A 19,460-nucleotide genomic window follows, 5' to 3' on the forward strand; every position below is an offset into this window, starting at 1 on the left:
GACTCCAGCTTGCCCGCGGCCGGACGCCCTGCCATCAGGGTTTCCCCTGACCCCTACCTGATCTGCCCCTCGGAGAACAGGGTACTCAGAGCTACCAGCCCGAGTTGCCGGTGCCGCGCTGGACGGTGTAGCGGCTCTCGTCGTTGGCCATGCCCTGGCTGCCGCTGCCCTTGACGCCCGCGACGGTGACGCGGTCGAAGCGCCCGGTGCCGGTCACCAGGTTGAGGTGCATGCCGTGGGAGCCGGCGTTGGAGACCGCGACGCCCTTGTCGTCGGTGAACGCGTCGGTCGCGCCGCCGGTGCCGTTGATCCTGACGTTGTCGACGGTGACGTTGGTGATCGCCTTGTTCCAGCTGAAAAGCAGGCCGTGGTAGCCGGCGTCGGTGATGTCGAGGTCTTTCAGCACCAGGGCTCCGGTGATGTCGGCGCGTTCCGCGAACAGCCAGACGGCGCCGGTGTGGCTGTTCCAGTCCCAGTTGCGGGTGCCGGCTCGCGTGAGCGTGGTGCGCTGCACGGCGGTGGTGCCGGCGAACGGTTTGGCCTCGTGCCAGCTGGACACCATGATCCCGGCGCCGTTGAACACCGTGTCGCTGATCAGCGAGTCCTCGATGCGGTTGTCGGTGCCGCCGTAGATCGCGGCGCCGTTCGCGAGGATCGGCAACGCGATGGTGTTGAAGGCGAACACGCTGCGGCTGACGGTGTTGTTGCGGTCCCAGGACCACATGGCCATGCCGTCGTCGCCGGTGTTGCGGAACGTGCTCTGCTCCACGCGGACGTTGGTGGTGGGGCCGTTGTTGCCGTTGATGTTGAGGCCGTCGGCCATGGTGTTGCGCACCCGCAGGCCCGCGGCGAAGAAGCCGTCGGCCTGCTTGAGCCACAGGCCCGTCTTGGCGTGGTTGGTCGCGACGTTGAACACCGTGGCCGCGGAGCCGGACTCCACCTCGATGAACGAGTCGGAGTTCGGTGCCTCGTCGGGGTCGCGGGTGGTGACGTCGCCGTCGAACGTGAGGTCGGCGATCGTGGTGCCGGCGCCGGTGATGGCGAAGCCGCCACGGCGGTTTACTCCATTGAGGACGGTGTGCCAGATGCCGGCGCCGCGCACGTCCACGCCGCTGACGTTCACCACGCTGTTCAGGTTGTACGCGCCCGCAGGTAGCCACACGCCCTTGGCCGGGGTGCCCTGGGCTGCCGCGATGGCCGCGCGGATCCCGGCGCTGTCGTCGGCCCCGTCGCCGGGGTTCGCGCCGTGGGTGCGGGCGTCGACGTAACCGGCGGGTGCGGTCGTGGCGGTGGCGACTTCGGCGTCGACCAGGTCGACGGTGATGTAGCCGGTAGCCGCGGTGTCCTTGGCCAGACGGATCACGGTGCCCGCGGGATAGGTCTGCGGGAGCAGAATTCGCGCGTCGTCGAAGTAGCGGTGCGGGCGCACTCCGCCCGGGCCCTCGGCGAACGGGTACGCGCCGTACATCCAGCTGTACTTCGAGGTCAGGGACAGGTCTCCGACCTTGGAACCGCCCGCGTGGACCGCCAGCGGCGCGGAGGTGCCGTCGGGGACGCTCGCGCGGACGGTGAGGGCGTTGGCGGGCCGGGTCAGGGTGATCTGCACGTACTGGCCGACGCCGGTGAGCTTGACGGCGCTGCGCCCGGAGGCCTCGGCGGCGTCGGTCGTGTACTGGCGGGCCGGGGTGAGCCTGGTGCCGGTGGTGGTGCCGGCCTCGGCCTCGTAGGTGGTGAACGGGACGGTCGCGCCTCGTGCGGCCAGGGCGGCCGAGCCGGTCACGGCGATGTGGTCGAGCTGGACGCCGGTCGCGTCGCCGTAGCCGACGATGTTCAGGCCCGCCCTCAGCACGGCGGTGTGAGTGGCGGTGCGCCAGCCGCTGCCGCCGGTGAGCGACAGCTGCGCGCCCTTGACGCCGTTGACGTAGGTGGTCACGGCGCCGTTCGCGGATGCCGTGTAGCGCAAGGTGATGGTGGCGGTGCCCGCGGCGGTCTGGTTGATCGTCCGGATGACCCGCGCACCAGTGCCGGGCAGTGAGACCGCGCCGGTTCCGGTCGCGCCCGCCGTGGTGGCCGGCACGGCACCTCCGCCGAGGAAGCCGCTTTCCAGCTCGGCGGTGCCTTCTGGGGCAGGGGTCGTGTCGTCCGCGGTGAGGGCGGCGTTGTCGAGGTTGACGTTGCCGTTGTCCGCGCTGCCGTAGGACACCGCGACGGTGTTGGACCCCACGACGGTGGTGACCGTGACGTTCGCGGTGGCCCACTCGCTCCACGACGCGGTCGCGGGCAGCGACACCTGTTGCGCCGCACCGTTGACCGTGACGGTCATGGTGCGCGGCGAGCCGGTTCCGTTGGCGTAGCGCAGAGCCAGGCTCGACCTCGTCGCGGTACCGGCGACGGTGAACGTCACCGCCGAGCCGCGATTGGCGTCGACGAACCCGCCGACGTATCCGCTGCCGGTGTGCCCGCCATGTTCGGACTCGGCTCGCGCGCCACCGGAGAGCGTCCCGGACTCGGCCTCCACGACCCCGGCCGCGGGCACCACGGGCTCCACCGACAGGCTGTCGATGTTGACGTTTCCGTTGTCGCCACTGCCATAACGCACGGCGAGGGTGTTGGCGCCCGCGTTCAGGGTGACGTTCTGGCTCACCGTCCCCCACGACGCCCAGCCCGCGGTGGCCGGGAGCGAGAGCTGCCGGGTGCCGCCGTTGACGGCCAGGGTGACGGTGCGGGTGCCGCCGGTTCCGTTGGCATAGCGCAGGACCAGCCGGTTCGCACCGGCGGTCGACCCGCTCGTGGTGACGGTGACCGCGGCGGTACCGCGGTTCGCGTCGGTGAACCCGCCGGCGTACCCGCTTCCGGTGTACCCGGCGTGTTCGGTCTCGGCGCGAGCGCCGCCGGAGAGCGCGGCGGACTCGGCCTGGTAGGTGGCAGGTGCGGCCGAAACCGGCCCGGTGGCGGCGACTGCGCCCGCCACGACGGCAGCGGCCAGCACGGCCGCGCGGATCTTCCACAACATCGTTGTTGTCTCCTAGGCGAGGGATTCGGTACAGGGCCTAGCCTTTGACCGCTCCTTCAAGCGCGCCGCTCTGCAGGAACAGCCGTTGGAACACCAGGAACAGCGCCACCGGGATGACCGACGAGATGGCGAGCGCGGCGAGGAACACGTCGAGCTCGACGTAGCGCTGCAACGCGGGCAGCCGCACGGACAGCGGCTGCACCGCCGGGTCGGGCAGCACGAGCAGCGGCCAGAGGAAGTCCTTCCAGCTGGCCACCACCGCGAACACCGACACCACGCCCAGGATCGGGCGGGAGAGCGGCAGCACCACCGACCAGAACACCCGCACGGGCCCGGCGCCGTCGACCCGTGCGGCCTCCAGCACCTCGCGCGGCAGGTTCGCGAAGAACCGTTGCACCAGAACGACGTTGAACGCGCTGGCACCCGCGGGCAGCCACACCGCCCAGAACGTGTTGATCATCCCGGCGCGCACGACCGTCAGGTACAGCGGCACCAGCAGCACGATCGCCGGGACGAACAGCGTGCCGAGCACGACGGCGGTGACCAGCCGCCCGTAGCGGGGCCGCAGGATCGCCAGCGCGTAGCCGGCCGTGGTGGCCACGACGAGTTGCACCAGCCACGACCCGGCGGCGATCACCACGGTGTTGAGGAAGTACTTGTCGATCTCCACCCTGGTCCACGCGGTGAGCAGGTTGGTCAGGTCGACACCGGTCGGGAAGAGCGACAACGGTGTGCGCAGCGTGTCCTGGGTCGGCGTGACCGCCGCCTTGGCCAGCCACAGCATCGGCCCGAGACCGGTGAGCAGCAACGCTCCCAGCAGCAGGCCCTGCACCATGCGCAACGTCCGGCGGATCGCCGGGGTGGCCCGTTCCGACGGGGAGATCAGCCCGCGCTTCACGACGCGCTCCACGACTTGGTCACCCGCAGGTAGAGGGCCGAGAGCACGGCCAGCACGGCGGCGAGCATGATGCTCAGCGCGGTCGCGGCGCCGTAGTCACCGCCGAGGCTGCTGGCGAAGGCGTAGTCGTAGATCAGCAGCAGGACGGTCATCGTCGAGTTGGCCGGGCCGCCACCGGTGAACAGGAACGGTTCGAGGAACACCTGCGCGGTACCGATGATCTGCAGGATGAACGTCACCAGCAGCACCCCGCGCAACCGCGGCAGCGTCACATGCCAGATCTTGCGCCAGATCCCGGCGCCGTCGATCTCGGCGGCCTCGTACTGCTCGGCGGGCACACCGGCCAGCGCGGCCAGGTAGATGATCACCGTGCCGCCGGCGGCCGCCCACGTCGCCTCCAGCACCAGCGCGGGCATGGCGCTGCCGGGGTTCTGCAGCCACTGCCACGGTCCCAGCCCGGCCCAGCCGAGCACGGTGTTGAACACACCGGACGGACTGGCGTCGTAGAAGAACTTCCACAGCAGCACCGCGACCACCGGTGGCACCACCACCGGCAGGTAGGCCAGCGCGCTGAAGAGGCCGCGGCGGGCCCGGACCTCGCTGATCAGCACGGCGGCGACCAGCGGGATCGGGTAGCCGAACACCAGCGCCAGCACCGCGAACCACAGCGTGTTGCCGACCGCGGTCCACAGTAGAGGGTCGCCGAGCACCTGGGCGAAGTTGTCCAGGCCGACGAACCGCACCGGCCCGACGAGGTTCGTCTGCTGGAAGCTCATCACCACCGACTGCGCGATCGGCGCCCACGAGAACACCCCGAACACCAGCAGCAACGGCAGCAGGAACAGCAGGGTGGTCAGCCCGCCGCGGCGGACCCAGGTGGACGGTGTGCGCCGGCGGGGTGCCGGTGGCGGCGGTACGACGACCGCCGCCACCGGAGCCTGGGACTGGAGGACCACCGCTCAGCCCCGGCCGATCGTGTGCTGCGCCTCGGCGTCGGCGGCCTTGAGCAGCGCGGCGATGTCGGCACCGCGGTCGGTGAGCAGCTTCTGCACGGTCGTGTCCAGGATCTTGTAGACCTCCTGGGTGGACTTCGTCGGCTCGGTGACCAGCGGCTGGTCGAACATCGCGTCGGTGTAGGGCTTCATCTGCCCCAGCGGCACGTTCACGTACTGCCTGACCCACTCCTGCTGCTTGTCGTAGGTGGCGCGGTCCACCACCGGCAGCGCGGGCACCCCGACGGGCTGCTTGGTCTCGGCCAGCGTCTTCGCGTCGGCGACGGCGGCGTCCTGGGCGGTGAGCTTGCCCATGTAGTAGAAGTCGATCCACTTCACGGCGGCGTTCTTGCCGCGGTCGCCCGCGTTCGGGCTGACGACGGCGAGCGTGCCGCCACCGAGCACACCGGCCTCGGGCTTGTCCGCCAGCGGCAGCGCGGCGACGCCGTAGTCGGCGGGCTTGAGGCCGTTCTGGGTGAGCAGGTTGCCATAGTTGCCACCGCCGGAGACGTACATCCCGATGCGGCCGGCGGCGAAGTCCTGGTTGATGCCCGCCCAGTCGTAGAGGAAGTTCGCGCCCATCGAGTTGTCGTCCCACCGCATGGCACGCAACGCGCTGAGGACCTCGGTCATCTCCGGGGTGTCGATGGTGGCCTCGGCCTTCTCGCCGTCGACCTTCTCGGTGCGCCCGCCGAAGGCGTAGTCCAGCGTGGTGAGGATCCACCCGCCGGTGTTGCCCTGGGTCATCTGCGCGTAGCCGGCCTGGCCGGTGCGTTCGGTGATCTGCCTGGCGGCACTGCGGATCGCGGCCCACGTCGCCGGCGGCTTGTCGGGGTCGAGCCCGGCCTGGGTGAACAGGGTGCGGTTGTAGTGCAGGGCCTGGCCGTAGGCGGCGATCGGGACCGCCCACTGCTTGCCGTCGGCGGCCTGGCCCGCCTTGGCGACGGCCGGGTTGAGCGACGAGGCGTAGGGCAGGGCGGCGACCTGGCCGCTGATGTCGGCGATCTGGCCGCGTTCGATGAGCCCGCGGCCGTCGGTGAACGGCACCGTCAGCACGTCCGGCACGGTGCCGCCCGCGAGCTGCGCGGTGAACGTCGCCGCCGTCCACGTGTACTCCTGGGGCTTCACATCGATGTCGGGGTTGGCCTGTTCGAACTGCGCGACGCGGGCGTTGAAAGCCTCGACCGCCTTGGCCTCCAGCCCGGCGTCCATGGCCACGGTGAGGACGACCTTGCCGTCGGCGGTGACCTCGTCGGGGGTGGCGCCGCACGCGGTCAGTGCCAGCGGCAACACGAGAGCGGCGGCGACTCTTGCACGGTGGGACTTCATTGTCTCTCCAGGGGAACTACGCGCGCAGCCACGCGGCGGCGTCGGTGGGCAGGCTTGCCCCGTCGAGCGGGGCGCTGGTGAGCAGGACCTCCCGGTGCGGGGGCAGCGGGAGCGGGCCGGGGCCGAAGTTGACCACGCACACCACGTCGTCGCGGCGGAAGGCGATCGTGTCCGGTCCCAGGTCGACCCAGGCGAAGGACTCCCCGCGCAGGCCCGCCTCGGCGCGGCGCAGCGCGAGTGCGGACCGGTACAGCGCGAGCATCGACGCGGGGTCGTCGTGCTGCGCCTGCACCGACCGGCTCCCCCAGCCGGTGGGCTGCGGCAACCAGGGCGGCTGCCCGTCCTCCGGCCCGAAGCCGTGCGAGCTGCCCTCGCGGGTCCACGGCAGCGGGACGCGGCAGCCGTCACGGCCGGGGTCGACGCCTCCGGAACGGAAGTGCATCGGGTCCTGCAGCACCTCCAGCGGCAGGTCCTCGACCTCGGGCAGGCCCAGCTCGTCACCCTGGTAGAGGTAGAGCGCGCCGGGCAGGGCCGCGGTCAGCAGCGCCGCCGCCCGTGCCCGCCGCTCCCCCAGCGCCAGGTCGGTGGGCTCGCCGAAACGCTTGGCCAGGAACGAGAACGACGTCTCGGCGCGGCCGTATCGGGTCACCGGCCTGGTCACGTCGTGGTTGGACAGCACCCACGTCGCGGGCGCGCCCACCGGGGCGTGGGCGTCCAAAGTGGACGCGATGGACTCGCGCAGTTCCTTGGCGTCCCAGGGACGGCCCATGAAGTCGAAGTTGAACGCCGAGTGCATCTCGTCGGCGCGCAGGTAGCGGGCGAAGCGCTTCTGGTCGTCCAGCCACACCTCGCCTACCAGCACCCGCGGCTCGGCGTAGGAGTCGGCGACGGCACGCCAGCCCCGGTAGATGTCGTGCAGCTCGTCGCGGTCGATGAACGGGTGCTCGCCCGCGGCGTAGGTCTCCGGCACCTCGGGCAGTTCCGGGTCCTTGACCGGCATGGACGCCGAGTCGACGCGGATGCCCGCCACGCCGCGGTCGAACCAGAACCGCAGCACGTCCTCGTGCTCGCGCCGCACCTCGGGGTGGTTCCAGTTGAGGTCGGGCTGCTCGGGGGCGAACAGGTGCAGGTACCACTGGCCGGGCCGGCCGTCCGCCTCGGTGACGCGGGTCCACGTGCCGCCCGCGAAGCTCGACCGCCAGCTCGTCGGGGGCAGTTCGCCGTGCTCGCCCTTGCCCTCGCGGAACCAGAAACGCTCGCGCTCGGGCGAGCCGGGACCCGCCGCCAGTGCGGCCTGGAACCAGGTGTGGTCACTGGAGACGTGATTGGGCACCACGTCGACGATCGTGCGGATGCCGAGCGCGGCGGCGTCGGCGATGAGCGCCTCGGCGTCGGCCAGGGTGCCGAAGGCGGGGTCGATGGCGCGGTAGTCGGCGACGTCGTAGCCGCCGTCCGCCATCGGCGAGAGGTACCAGGGGGTGAACCAGATCGCGTCGACCCCCAGGTCGCGCAGGTGGCCGAGCCGGGCGCGCACCCCGCCGAGGTCGCCGATCCCGTCGCCGCCCGAGTCGGCGAAGCTGCGGGGATAGATCTGGTAGATCACCGCGTCGCGCCACCAGGGCGCGGGCGGCGGCAGGTCCGTCGTCACGGTGCGATTCCCCTCGTTCGATCCCGAAGCACGGCAGGCTGCCGATCGTCGCTGATCAGGTTAGGTGTAGCGTTAAATCTCTGTGGCGTGGGACGCTAGCCTGCGGGCACAGAGGGTGTCAACGACGGAAATCGGAGGGGCTGCACCGGCGATGCGGGTCACCTTGAAGGACATCGCGGAAGCGGCGGGCGTCAGCGTGATGACCGTGTCGAACGTGATCAACGGCAAGAGCGCGCGGGTCTCGGCGGAGACCGTCGAGCGGGTGCGCCGGATCATCGACGAACGCGGGTACGTGCCCAGCGCGTCGGCCCGCAGCCTCGCGGCCAACCGGTCCCGGCTGGTCGGGCTGCTGGTGCCGGCCGCCAGCGAGGACAGCCTGGCGATCAGCCCGCACAACATCGCGATCATCGGCCAGATCGAGCGCAGGCTCCGCAAGCGCGGCTACCACCTGCTGCTGCGCGGGGTCTCCGACACGGCCGAGATCGGCGAGGCGCTGCGCTCGTGGAGCCTCGACGGCGCGGTGCTGCTGGGTTTCCTCGACGAGGAGATCGCCGCCCTGCACCGCCGGGTCACCGGCGCGACCCCGGTGCTGGCGATCGACAGCTACGCCGCCGGCCCGCTGACGACCGGGGTGCGTTCCGACGACTTCACCGGCGCCCGCCTGGCCGCCGCGCACCTGCTCTCCCTGGGACACCGCAGGATCGTCTTCGCCGGACCGTCGTTCACCGACGTCGGTGTCGTCCACGAGCGCTTCCTGGGCTTCCAGCAGGCGTTCGAAGATGCAGGTCTGTCCATGGCGGACTGTCCGGTCGAGACGCTGAACACCACGCACGAGAACGGCGTCGCACTGGGCAGGCGCTGGCTCGGCGCGCACCCGGACGCGACCGCCGTGTTCGCCACCGCGGACATCCTGGCGATCGGCATCATCGAGGGCATGCTGCAGGCCGGGATCGGCGTCCCGGACCGGGTGTCGGTGGTGGGCTTCGACGACCTGGACATCAGCGCGTACATCACGCCGAAGCTCACCACCATCGCCCAGGACATCGTCGGCAAGGCCACCCACGCCGTCGACCGCCTGCTCACCCTCGTCGAAGGCGGCGAGCGGCCGGCCGGCCCGCTGGTGCTGGACGTGCGCCTGGTGACCCGCAACTCGACGGCACCCCCGGCGCGCTAGCGGCTACTTCGTCGATCCGGCCAGCACGCCCTGCACGAAGTACTTCTGGAACACCAGGAACACCGCCAGCGGCACGACCATCGACAGGAACGCGCCCGTCGAGAGCATGTCGATGTTCGTGCCGAACTGCCGCAGCTGGGCCCGTAGCGCCACCGTGATCGGCGCCGAGTCCTGGTCCGCGAACACCAGCGCCACCAGCAGGTCGTTCCACACCCAGAGGAACTGGAAGATCGTCAGGGAGGCGATCGCCGGCTTGGCCACCGGCAGGATCACCCGCTTGAAGATCACCCACTCGGTTGCGCCGTCCATCCGCGCGGCCTCGATCAGGTCGCGCGGGATGCCGGTGAAGAAGTTGCGCAGCAGGAAGATGGCGAACGGCAGTCCGAACGCGACGTGGAACAGCACCACGCCGGTGATCGTGCCGAACAGCCCCAGCGCGCCGAACAGCTTCGCCACCGGGATGAGCGCGACCTGGATCGGCATGACCAGCAACCCGACGACGACCACGGTCAGCGTCTCGCGGCCGGGGAACTCGATCCACGCCAGCGCGTACGAGGCCAGCGACGCCAACACGACGACCAGAACCGTTGCGGGAACGGCGATGTAGAAGGTGTTCAGGAACGACTGCCACACCGCCTGGTTCGCGACGAGCTCGGCGTAGTTGGCCAGCGTCAGCTCGGCGGGCTTGGTGAACACCGTCCACCAGCCGTTCGCGGTGTTGGCCGACTCGTCGCGCAACGACGCGATCAGCAGGCCGAACACCGGCACCAGCCAGAACACCGCCACCAGGGCGAGCACGACCTGCACGACACCGTTGCCGAGCCGGGCGACGAGCCTCGTCAGCACACTCCGTCTGGGCGCGCCGGACACCGGCACGTCGATGCGGACCTCTTCGGCCACCAGGGTCATGACCGCTCCCGTCGGAATCGGCGGATGTTGAACAGCATCGCCGGGGCCACCAGCAGGAACAGGATCACCGCGAGCGCGCTGCCCGCCCCCTGGTCGCCGCCCGTGCCGAAGGACACCTGCCACATCTGCAGGGCCAGCACGTTGGCCTCGGACTGCACCGAGCCCGGCGCGATGACGAACACCAGCTCGAAGATCTTCAGCACGTTGATCACGAGTGTCACGAACACCACCAGCAGCACCGGGGAGAGCAGCGGGATGGTGACGCGCTTGAACACCTGCCACTCGGTCGCGCCGTCGACCCGCGCGGCCTCCAGCGCGTCCCGGGGGATCGCCGAGAGGCCCGCCGCGATGAACGTGATCGCGAACCCGGTCATGATCCAGATCCAGGACGAGATGATCACCGGGGTGATCAGCGACGCCCCGAGCCAGGTCAGGCCGCGGAACGGCAGCGTGAAGTTCTCCGCCGGCAGCCGCACGGTCACGCCGCCCGCGCCGAGGTCGGGGAACGTGAACCTGCCGTCGTCACCGGTCGTCGTGCGGGCGACGACCTGGCCGTCCCGCACGGCCTCCACCGCGATGCCGGGCAGGCCGCGCTCGGTCGGGTCGACCGCGCCGGCCCTGCCACCGAGCGACACGTCGAGCCACAGCACGCCGCGCAGCTCACCGGTGCCCGCGGCCGGCGGGGAGGCCGGAAGCGCCTGCGGCGGCACGTCCTGCGGCGAGTACCCGATGAGCGGCAACGAGATCGTGTCGCCCGCCTGGGCCGGCCGGATCGAGGCGAAGCCCGCTTCCGTTGCGGCGTAACCGTCACGGGGCCGTGCGCCGGGGTACTGCGACGCCGGGCTGAACATGTCGTGCACGCCGACGACGACCGCGTTCACGACGCCCTGGTTCGGCGCCTCGTCGTACACGAGCCGGAAGATGATGCCCGAGGCGAACAGCGAGATCGCCATCGGCATGAACAGCACCAGCCGGAACGCCGTGGCCCACCGGATGCGTTCGGTCAGCACCGCGAGGATGAGGCCGATGCCGGTGACGGCCGCCGGGGCGACCACCACCCAGATCACGTTGTTGCGGAACGCGGTCAGCGTCCGCGGGTCGGTGAAGGTGTCGACGTAGTTGCGCAGACCGACGAACTCGTCCCCGCTCGCGTCGAAGAAGCTGCGGATCAGCGAGAACACCAGCGGGTAGAGCACCAGCGCCGCGAGCAGGACCAGCGCGGGGAGCAGGAACGGGATCGCCTGCCGGGGCGAGCGCCCCGGCGCGGCGTCCACGTTCGGCCGAAGCCTCATTTTCCGAAGGCCTTCGCCGCGTTGGCTTCCAGGCGCGCCATGATGCCGTCCACGTTCTTCGGGTCGGCCAGGAAGTCCTGCAGGTCCTTCCACTCCCCCGCGCCCTTCGTGCCGCCGAACGCGGCCGGCGCGAGGTCGGACATGTCGAACCGGACGTTGTCGCCCGCGTCGACGATCCGCTTGGCGAGCTCCTGGGTCACGGCGTCGGGGTACGCGGTCTCCGGGATGTCCTTGTTGGGCGAGAGGAATCCGCCCAGGCCGGCCCAGACCTTGCCGGATTCGGGCGAGGCCAGGAACTTCATCAGCTCGGTGGTGGCCTTGTCGTCCTTGAACTGCACGGCCATGTCACCGCCGGCGACCACGGCGTCCTTGCTGCCCGCGACGGACGGGAACGGGAAGAACCTGGCGTCCTCGCCGACCTTCGCCTTGGTGTTCGTGGTGATGATGCTGGCGACGAAGTCCGCCTCGAACACCATCGCGGCCGTGGAGGGCTCGCCGAAGACGTTGGTCACGGACTTCGGGAACTCGGTCTGCAGCGCCCCGCCCGCGATCAGCGTCGGGTCGCCCCAGAGCTTCGCCAGTTCCTCCAGCGCCTTGCGCACGGTCGGGTCGGTCCACGGGATCTCGTGCTTCGCGAGCTTGTCGTAGTTGTCCGGGCCCGCGGTGCGCAGGTAGACGTTCTCGAACCAGTCGGTGAGCGTCCAGCCGTCCGCGCCGCCGACCGACACGGGGGCGAGTCCGGTCTCGGAGATCGCCCTGCTGGTCTTGATCAGATCGTCCCACGTGGCCGGCGGCGTGGCACCGACCTGCTGGAAGGCCTTCTCGCTGTACCAGAACGCGGACTTGTTGGCGGTCTTGAAGGCGAAGCCGTAGAGCTTGCCGTCGACGCTGCCGAGCTGCTTCCACACCGCCGCGTTGTGGTCGGTGACGGCCTTCTCGACGTCGGCGTTCACCGGCTTCAACGCCCCGGCCCTGGCGAACTGCGCGACGAGACCGGGCTGGGCGATCAGGGCGACGTTCGGTGGTGTGCCGCCCGAGATTCTGGTCTGCACCACCGTCGGCAGCTCGTCACCGGCGGGTGTGTACCTGACCTCGGCACCCGTCCTGTCGGTGAACACCTTCAGCACCTGCTCGAAGCTCTTCTGCTCGTCGCCGGTCCACGGGCCGACGACCTCGACGGTCTGGCCCTTGAGGTCCTCGGTGGTCCCGGTTCCCGCCGCACCGCCTGAGCACGCGGCGGCGGTGAGCGCGAGCAACGCGATCCATTGCTTCCTCATTGAAGCTCCTGCTTCCAGATCGAGGACCCGGTGGCCGGGTCGAAGAAGTGCAGCCGGGAGGTGTCCACCCAGGCGGCGACGGGTTGTCCTTCGTAGATGCGGGTGCGCGGGCTGAACCGTCCGACGAGGACGGTTCCCTTGCCGGCCTTGGGCAGGTCGTCGGTGCCCGCGTCCTTCGCGAGCTCGCGGGTGTCGTCGGTGACGACAGGCGGGACGTCGACCGGGAAGTGCACGAGGACGTCCGAGCCCATCGCCTCGACCAGGTCGGCGACGGAGTGCAAGATCTCGCCCTCGCGGGCGTCGGCGAGGGCCGTGTCCTCCATGTCCTCGGGGCGGATGCCGACCACGACGTCGCGGCCGACGTACTGCCTGAGCGCGGGCCGTTGCTGCGGCACGGACTCCGGCAGCAGCAGCGCGTCGGAGCCCAGCGAGACCCAGAACCGGCCGCCGGAGTCCTCGTCGAGCTTCGCGGACACGAGGTTCATGCCCGGCGAGCCGATGAACCCGGCGACGAACAGGTTGACGGGCCGGTCGTAGAGCTCCTGGGGCGGCCCGACCTGTTGCAGCACACCACGGCGCATCACGGCCACGCGGTCGCCGAGCGTCATGGCCTCGGTCTGGTCGTGCGTGACGTACACGGTCGTCACGCCGATCTCGCGCTGGATGCGCGCGATCTGCGCCCGCATCTGCACGCGCAGCTTGGCGTCCAGATTGGACAGCGGCTCGTCCATCAGGAACGCCTGCGGGGCCCGCACGATCGCCCGGCCCATGGCGACGCGCTGGCGTTGCCCGCCGGAGAGGTTGCGGGGTTTGCGGTCGAGGTGCTCGGTCAGTTCGAGGACGTCGGCGACCTCGCGGACGCGGTGGTCGATCTCCTTCTTCGCGAGCTTGCGCAGCGTGAGGCCGAACGCGATGTTGTCGTAGACGTTGAGGTGCGGGTAGAGCGCGTACGACTGGAACACCATCGCCACGTCGCGGTCACGGGACGGCACGTCGTTGACGACGTTCTCGCCGATGTGGATCGTGCCCTCGGTGATCTGCTCGAGCCCGGCGATCATCCGCAGCGCCGTCGTCTTGCCGCAGCCCGACGGGCCCACGAGCACCAGGAACTCACCGTCGCGGATCTCCAGGTTGAGGTCGGTGACCGCACGGGTGCCGTCACCGTAGGCCTTGCCCAGCCCCGTCAGAACGACTTCTGCCACGCCAACTCCCTGCTCCGGTGTGACTGCAGACCGTAGGCCCGCCATCCCTAAGGGAGATTTAAGGACGAAACACGATCTCGATAAGCTCGCGACACCTCTCCCCATCGACGGGTTCGCTGCTTACGCTGCGTGCATGTCGAAGGTGCTGGTGGTCGAGGACGACCCGGTGGTCCAGGCGGCGCTGGTGCACGCGCTGACCGACCTCGGGCACGTCGTGCAGGCCGTCGGCACCGCCGTGGCCGCACTGCGCGAGGCGGGGACCTCCGACCTGGACCTGGTGATACTCGACCTCGGGCTACCGGACCTGGACGGCGTCGCGGCGCTGCGGATGCTGCGCGGGGTGAGCAACGTGCCGGTCATCGTGGCGACCGCGCGGGGTGCCGAGGCCTCGGTCGTGAGCACGCTGAACGCGGGCGCGGACGACTACATCGTGAAGCCGTTCTCGGCCGAGCACCTGGCCGCGCGGATCAACGCGTTGCTGCGCCGCACGGGTGGTTCCTCGGTGCCGTCCGAGGTCGTGGAACTCGGTGGGCTGCGCATCGACCTCGCCCAGCGGGCGGCGACGCTCGGCGACTCCGCTCTCGCGCTGAGCAGGCGGGAGTTCGACCTGCTGGCGTATCTGGCGCAACGGCCGGGGCGCGTGGTCTCGCGACGGGAGATCATTCAGGCCGTGTGGGGCAATCCGTACGTGGGCGACGACAAGACGATCGACGTCCACGCGTCCTGGTTGCGGCGCAAGCTCGGCGAGACCGCGGCGCATCCCCGTTACCTGCACACGGTCCGGGGCGTCGGGTTCAAGCTGGCGGCGCCCGAATGAGGGCGGTCATCACCCGCGCCCTGCTGCTCGCCGCCGGCCTGGTCGCCCTGGTTTTCGTGGCCACGGCTGGGTTCCTGGCCTATTCACACGCCGCGGCCACCGCCGCCGAGGCCGATCGGCGGGATGCGGCCGTCGTCGCCGGGGTGCTGGCGGTGTCCGCGGATCCCGACGCCGTCCGGGGAACGATCGCGCGCACGGCCGCCGGTGCCGAGGGCCGGTTGTCCGTGGTGCTGCGGGACGGCACGCGCCTCGGGGCCGGTGGTGGCGCGCCGGTCGCTTCCGTTGACGGGGCCGTGGTTTCGGTGGCACCGGCCGCCGTGCCGTTCCCGTTCTTCGCGGTGTTCCTGGTCGCCGGGGTCGCGCTGGTGAGCTTGGGCGCGGCGGTGTGGTTGGGCCACAGGCCTTTCACGCCCGTGCTGGCGGCACTGCGGGAGCTGACCACGTCGGTCGGGCGGCGGGTGCGGTTGCGCGGGCCGCGCGAACTGGAGGCGCTGGCCTCGTCGATCGACGAGGCCTCGTCGCGGACCTCGCAGCTGCTCGCGAAGGAACGCGAGATGATCGCGGACGTGTCGCACCGGCTGCGGACCCCGCTGGCGGCCCTGCGACTCGACGCCGACGCGGTGGGGTCAGGACCCGTCGCCGACCGGATCCGCAGCGCTGTCAGCACACTGGGGCACGACGTCGACCGGATCATCCAGTCCCTGCAGCCCACCGAGGGCGAACAGGCCGGCACGTGCGACGTGGCGTCGGTCGTGCGGACGCGGATGGTGTTCTGGTCCGCGCACGCCGCCGACCAGGGCCGGATGTGCGAGATCGACGTGGGCGAGCCCTGCTGGGTGCCGCTGGCGCCCGACGCGCTGGGCGCCGTGGTGGACACGTTGCTGGAGAACGTCTTCCGGCACACGCCTCCCGCCGCACCGGTCGGGGTGTCGGTCGTGCGGCACGGCGGGTGGGTGACGCTGGTGGTCGAGGACGGCGGCACCGGGGTGGCCGATCCGTCCTCGGCGTTGCACCGCGGCAGCAGCGGGGGCGGGTCGACCGGGCTGGGCCTGGACATCGCCCGTGCCGCCGCGGAGGCGACCGGCGGGACCATCCACCTGGAGCGCGGGCGGCTGGGCGGCGCCAGGGTGCGGTTGCGGTTCGGGGAGGCCGACAGCCACCACGAGCCGGCGAGCCCGCGCGCGTGGCGGCTGTGGCACGGCCACCCCTGACCCCCTCGGTCAGGGCACGTCGATCTTGAACGGGTCGTGGTCGGTGAGCAGCTTGTCCAGCCGGGCTCTGTCCACCCGGCTGGTGATGTAGGTGTCCTCCTGCCGGTCCCTGAGCACCTTCGCCAGCGTGAACGCGGAGGTGACCGTGTAGAGCATCGCGATGCCCAGGAACGCGCGTACCCAACCGTCGACGGGCAGGAACACGACTCCGATGCCGACGGCGGTCAGCGAGAGCCCGAACGAGAGGACCGCCTGCACGTAAAACGCGGCGGTCGTCGGTGTGTGCGAGGGCGTGGCAGAGGTCATGATCCGAGAGTCCTGCGTCACACTCTGGCTGTCATGAGTACGGCTACTCATGTCCGGGTCACGTTCCGTGCAGCAGCCGGGCGCAGCGAATCAGGCCCAGGTGCGAGTAGGCCTGCGGGTGGTTGCCCAGCGCCTGTTCGGCGATCGGGTCGTACTCCTCCGACAGCAACCCCGTCGGGCCCGCGAGCCTCACGAAGCTCTCGAACAACTCCTCGGCGTCGGCGCGCCGACCCGCCAGCAGGTAGGCCTCGACCAGCCAGGTCGTGCAGAGGTGGAACCCGCCCTCGTCGCCCGGCAGGCCGTCGTCGCGCAGGTAGCGGTAGACCGTCGGCCCGCTGCGCAGCACCTCCTCGACCGCGACGACGGTCAGCCGGAACCGTTCGTCCGCCGGATCGAGCAACCCCGACAGGCCCACGTGCAGAGAGGCGGCGTCCAGGTCGGTGCCGTCGTACGCGGTGGTGAACGCGCGCACGCCGGGATTCCAGCCGTGCGTGAGCACGTCGGCGGCGATCGCGGCACGAAGCGATGGCCAGGCGGGATCGACCGGACGGCCGAAGCGTTCGGCCAGGGCGATGGCGCGATCGACGGTCTGCCAGCACATCACGCGCGAGTAGACGCGGTGGCGCGGGACGTGCCGTTCCTCCCAGATGCCATGGTCGGGTTCGTGCCAGCGGCGCGTCACGGCACGCACCATGGCCGTGACGACGTCCCAGTCGCGGTCGGCGAGGGTGCCACGGGCCAGGGCGAGCGTGTGGACGAGGTCGGCGATCGGGCCGAAGACGTCGAGCTGCACCTGCTGGTCGGCGAGGTTGCCGACGCGGACGGGTCCCGAACCCGCGTAGCCGGGGAGATCGACGACGATCTCGGGGCCGAGCGTGGTGCCGTGCACGGTGTAGAGCGGGTTCAGTTCCTCCGGGCCCTGGGAGGTGGCGAGAACCCGGTGCAGCCACTCCAGGAAAGCGCCTGCCTCGTCCGTCGATCCCAGCGACACCAGTGCCTGCACGGTGAGGGCCGCGTCGCGCAGCCAGCAGTAGCGGTAGTCCCAGTTGCGGACGCCGCCGATCTGTTCGGGCAACGAGGTCGTGGCGGCGGCGAGCACGGCGCCGGTGTCCCGGTGGCACAGGGCGCGCAGCGTGAGGGCGGATCTTCGTACCAGTTCGCGGTGGCCGTCCGGAAGGCGCAGGCCGGAGGACCAGTCGTGCCAGTCCTCTGTGGACGGCGGAGCGCCCAGCGCAGTTCGAGGACGGCCGGTGGGGTGATCACCGCGGTGGCCGTGCCGCCGGAGATCCGCCAGTCCACACCGGGCGAGTGCAGTTCGATCGGCGTGCCCGCCACCCGCAGGCCGTCGGTGACGGGTTCCAACCGGACAACTTTCCGGCCGAAATCGGGACGTGGCGCGAACTCCACCACGGCGGGCACCCGTCCTTCGACCGAACGCACCAATCCGCCGGACAAGCTGTCGGTAACCTGAAGGCCGGTCCAGCGGGTTCGCACGGACATCGTGCCGGATGCGTACCGTTGGCCCAGCGGAAGCTGGTTCCTTTGGGGCCGCACCGAGAAATGCCCGTCGCCGCCGATCAGTTTCGCGAACAAAGCGGGCGAGTCCGGTGCCGGCTGGCACAGCCAGGTCACGTCCGCGTCCGGTGTGACCAGGGCGAAGGCGCGGCGGTCGGAGAGCAGGCTGTGCCGTTCGATCGGCACGGCCGCGCGCACCGGAACCAGCTGGGTCGGGAAGTCCACGCAGGGAAGGTAAGTAAGCGCCAGGGCCATCAGTCCTGTGTTGGGCAAGACTTAGACGAGTCCTAAACCTCTTTTATTACATCGGGTTCGGATGCGTGGATTGTTCGCGTTGAGTCATGTCGATAGGGTCCGCGTATCAGCACAGGGCATCACGTTAAGAGGCTTTCTTTGATCGGGCAGCGTGGACGACCGTCGTCGGATGCCGACCTGATCGATGCCGTGAGAGACGGCAGGGTCGAGGAGTACGGCAAGCTCTACGAACGGCACGTGCGCTCGGCGACCATCCTGGCGATGCAGCTGTCCACGTCGTCCTCGGACGCCGACGACCTGGTGGCGGAGGCGTTCGCCAAGGTCCTCGCCGCGTTGCGCGGCGGCGGTGGTCCCGGAGCCTCGTTCCGGCCGTACCTGCTGACGGCCGTGCGGCACGCGGCCTATGACCGCACGCGCAAGGAAAAGCGGCTCGAGCTCGCGGGGGACATCGAGGAGGTTCCCGGCGCCACCAAGGCGACCAGCGTGCCGTTCCGCGACAAGGCGGTGGAGGACCTCGACCAGGCGATGGCCGCGACGGCGTTCGCGACGCTGCCCGAACGGTGGCAGACGGTCCTGTGGCACACCGCGATCGAGGGCCAGTCGCCCGGCGAGATCGCGCCGTTGCTCGGCTTGACCGCGAACGGCGTCTCCGCGATGGCGTTCCGTGCGCGCGAAGGCCTGCGCAAGGCGTTCCTGCAGGCGCACATCAACCAGGAGCCGACGGAGAAGTGCCGTGCCACGGTGACGAAGCTCGGCGCCTGGACGCGCGGCGGGCTCAAGGGCCGGGACGCCGTCCAACTGGACGCGCACATGGACGACTGCGCCGAATGCCGCAAGCTCGCCGGCGAACTGTCCGACGTCAACGGCGCGCTGCGCGGGCTCGTCGCCCCCATCGTGCTCGGCACGGGCACCGCCGGGTACCTCGCCGCCGCCGCGACCGCGACCAAGGGCGCCGCGGTGACCGTCAGCCTCACCTCGTGGCTGGGCGTCGCCGCCTCCGCCGCGGCCGTCGTGGTCGTCGCCGCCTCCGGAGTCGTCAGCACCGACGGCGGGCCGTCCTCGACGATCCCCGGCGCGGCGCCGGCGATCGGCACGAGCACCTCGGAGGGCGTGCCGCAGACCGGTCAGCCCGGCTCGACCCAGAGCTCCGGCAGCGTGCCGGCGGGCACCTCCGCCGGATCGGCGGCGCCGGGCGCGGGGACGAGCGGCTCAGCCGGACCGGCGACCACGACGAACAACACGGTCGCTCCCGGGGCGGCCACGCTGTCCGGGTCGGCGCCCAAGGGCGTCGCCATGACCACCGAGGGCCCGCCCAACGAGATGAACATCAGCATCACCAACAACGGCACGGCACCGACCACGGTGCCAACGTTGACGCTGACCATGCCCGACAAGATCAAGACGGTCGGGCCGGGCAAAACCTCGGCGGACATGATCGGGTGTCCCGCGGGCAAGGGCACCGTGACGTGCGAGGGCGGTCAGACGCTGGCGCCCGGCCAGACGATCACGTTCCGGGCCCGGCTGCAGGCCGATCCCAAGGCCGGGGACGGGGTCATCACCGGGGTGGCGGGGCCGGTGCAGGTGAGCATCCCGGTCACGATCGCCCAGGCGCAGGCCTGAGT

General features: G+C 70.7%; 14 protein-coding genes and 1 pseudogene. 4 read left to right on the forward strand and 11 right to left on the reverse strand.

Annotated features, from left to right (window positions below; genetic code table 11):
• Positions 1–91: 91 nt before the first annotated feature.
• From BLR21_RS44390 to BLR21_RS11220, 5 genes are read right to left on the reverse strand one after another with little or no spacing between them, the layout of a single operon-like run.
• Positions 92–3,013 carry a carbohydrate-binding protein gene (locus tag BLR21_RS44390; RefSeq protein ID WP_090005770.1) on the reverse strand — a complete coding sequence of 974 codons (2,922 nt, stop codon included), beginning with the start codon at positions 3,011–3,013 and terminating at the stop codon, positions 92–94.
• A gap of 37 nt (positions 3,014–3,050) precedes the next feature.
• A complete protein-coding gene (locus BLR21_RS11205; protein ID WP_218130842.1) occupies positions 3,051–3,923 on the reverse strand; it encodes a carbohydrate ABC transporter permease in 873 nt (290 codons plus the stop codon).
• Complete coding sequence (locus BLR21_RS11210) at positions 3,908–4,867, reverse strand: carbohydrate ABC transporter permease (RefSeq protein ID WP_256334628.1); 960 nt, start codon at positions 4,865–4,867, stop codon at positions 3,908–3,910. Before BLR21_RS11210 ends, BLR21_RS11205 begins: the two co-directional genes overlap by 16 nt.
• Positions 4,868–4,870: 3 nt before the next feature.
• Positions 4,871–6,232 (reverse strand): ABC transporter substrate-binding protein, encoded by a 1,362-nt coding sequence (locus BLR21_RS11215; RefSeq protein ID WP_090005771.1) that lies wholly within the window; start codon positions 6,230–6,232, stop codon positions 4,871–4,873.
• A 16-nt stretch (positions 6,233–6,248) separates the two neighbouring features.
• Complete coding sequence (locus tag BLR21_RS11220) at positions 6,249–7,880, reverse strand: glycoside hydrolase family 13 protein (RefSeq protein ID WP_090005772.1); 1,632 nt, start codon at positions 7,878–7,880, stop codon at positions 6,249–6,251.
• A gap of 151 nt (positions 7,881–8,031) precedes the next feature.
• Between BLR21_RS11220 and BLR21_RS11225 the strand changes: the two genes are divergently transcribed.
• Positions 8,032–9,054, forward strand: a complete 1,023-nt coding sequence (locus BLR21_RS11225; RefSeq protein ID WP_090005773.1) for a LacI family DNA-binding transcriptional regulator — start codon at positions 8,032–8,034, stop codon at positions 9,052–9,054.
• Between the two features lie 3 nt (positions 9,055–9,057).
• On the opposite strand, the gene BLR21_RS11230 is transcribed toward BLR21_RS11225, so the two are convergent.
• The 4 genes from BLR21_RS11230 to BLR21_RS11245 are packed head-to-tail and all read right to left on the reverse strand — an operon-like array spanning position 9,058 to position 13,734.
• On the reverse strand, positions 9,058–9,963 hold the full coding sequence (locus tag BLR21_RS11230) for a carbohydrate ABC transporter permease (RefSeq protein ID WP_090005774.1): 906 nt from the start codon (positions 9,961–9,963) through the stop codon (positions 9,058–9,060).
• The gene (locus tag BLR21_RS11235) at positions 9,960–11,255 is read right to left on the reverse strand and encodes an ABC transporter permease subunit (protein WP_090005775.1); all 1,296 of its coding nucleotides are present in this window, start codon (positions 11,253–11,255) and stop codon (positions 9,960–9,962) included. Before BLR21_RS11235 ends, BLR21_RS11230 begins: the two co-directional genes overlap by 4 nt.
• Positions 11,252–12,532, reverse strand: coding sequence for an ABC transporter substrate-binding protein (locus BLR21_RS11240; protein ID WP_090005776.1), 1,281 nt, complete (start codon positions 12,530–12,532; stop codon positions 11,252–11,254). Before BLR21_RS11240 ends, BLR21_RS11235 begins: the two co-directional genes overlap by 4 nt.
• Positions 12,529–13,734 carry an ABC transporter ATP-binding protein gene (locus BLR21_RS11245; RefSeq protein ID WP_090005777.1) on the reverse strand — a complete coding sequence of 402 codons (1,206 nt, stop codon included), beginning with the start codon at positions 13,732–13,734 and terminating at the stop codon, positions 12,529–12,531. The genes BLR21_RS11240 and BLR21_RS11245 overlap by 4 nt, the downstream gene beginning before the upstream one ends.
• Positions 13,735–13,867: 133 nt before the next feature.
• Between BLR21_RS11245 and BLR21_RS11250 the strand changes: the two genes are divergently transcribed.
• Both BLR21_RS11250 and BLR21_RS11255 read left to right on the forward strand, forming a co-directional pair.
• Entirely contained in the window at positions 13,868–14,551 is a 684-nt protein-coding gene (locus BLR21_RS11250) for a response regulator transcription factor (protein ID WP_090005778.1), read from the forward strand.
• Positions 14,548–15,762, forward strand: coding sequence for a sensor histidine kinase (locus BLR21_RS11255; RefSeq protein ID WP_090005779.1), 1,215 nt, complete (start codon positions 14,548–14,550; stop codon positions 15,760–15,762). The genes BLR21_RS11250 and BLR21_RS11255 overlap by 4 nt, the downstream gene beginning before the upstream one ends.
• A 9-nt stretch (positions 15,763–15,771) precedes the next feature.
• On the opposite strand, the gene BLR21_RS11260 is transcribed toward BLR21_RS11255, so the two are convergent.
• Positions 15,772–16,068 (reverse strand): YiaA/YiaB family inner membrane protein, encoded by a 297-nt coding sequence (locus BLR21_RS11260; RefSeq protein WP_030477227.1) that lies wholly within the window; start codon positions 16,066–16,068, stop codon positions 15,772–15,774.
• A gap of 58 nt (positions 16,069–16,126) precedes the next feature.
• Positions 16,127–17,772, reverse strand: a pseudogene (locus BLR21_RS11265) (glycoside hydrolase family 15 protein); the annotation flags it as partial.
• 255 nt (positions 17,773–18,027) lie between these two features.
• Between BLR21_RS11265 and BLR21_RS11270 the strand changes: the two are divergent.
• Positions 18,028–19,458 carry a sigma-70 family RNA polymerase sigma factor gene (locus BLR21_RS11270; RefSeq protein WP_143027683.1) on the forward strand — a complete coding sequence of 477 codons (1,431 nt, stop codon included), beginning with the start codon at positions 18,028–18,030 and terminating at the stop codon, positions 19,456–19,458.
• Positions 19,459–19,460 lie beyond the last annotated feature (2 nt).

Source organism: Lentzea albidocapillata subsp. violacea (assembly GCF_900100275.1).
GTDB classification, from domain to species: Bacteria; Actinomycetota; Actinomycetes; order Mycobacteriales; family Pseudonocardiaceae; genus Lentzea; species Lentzea violacea.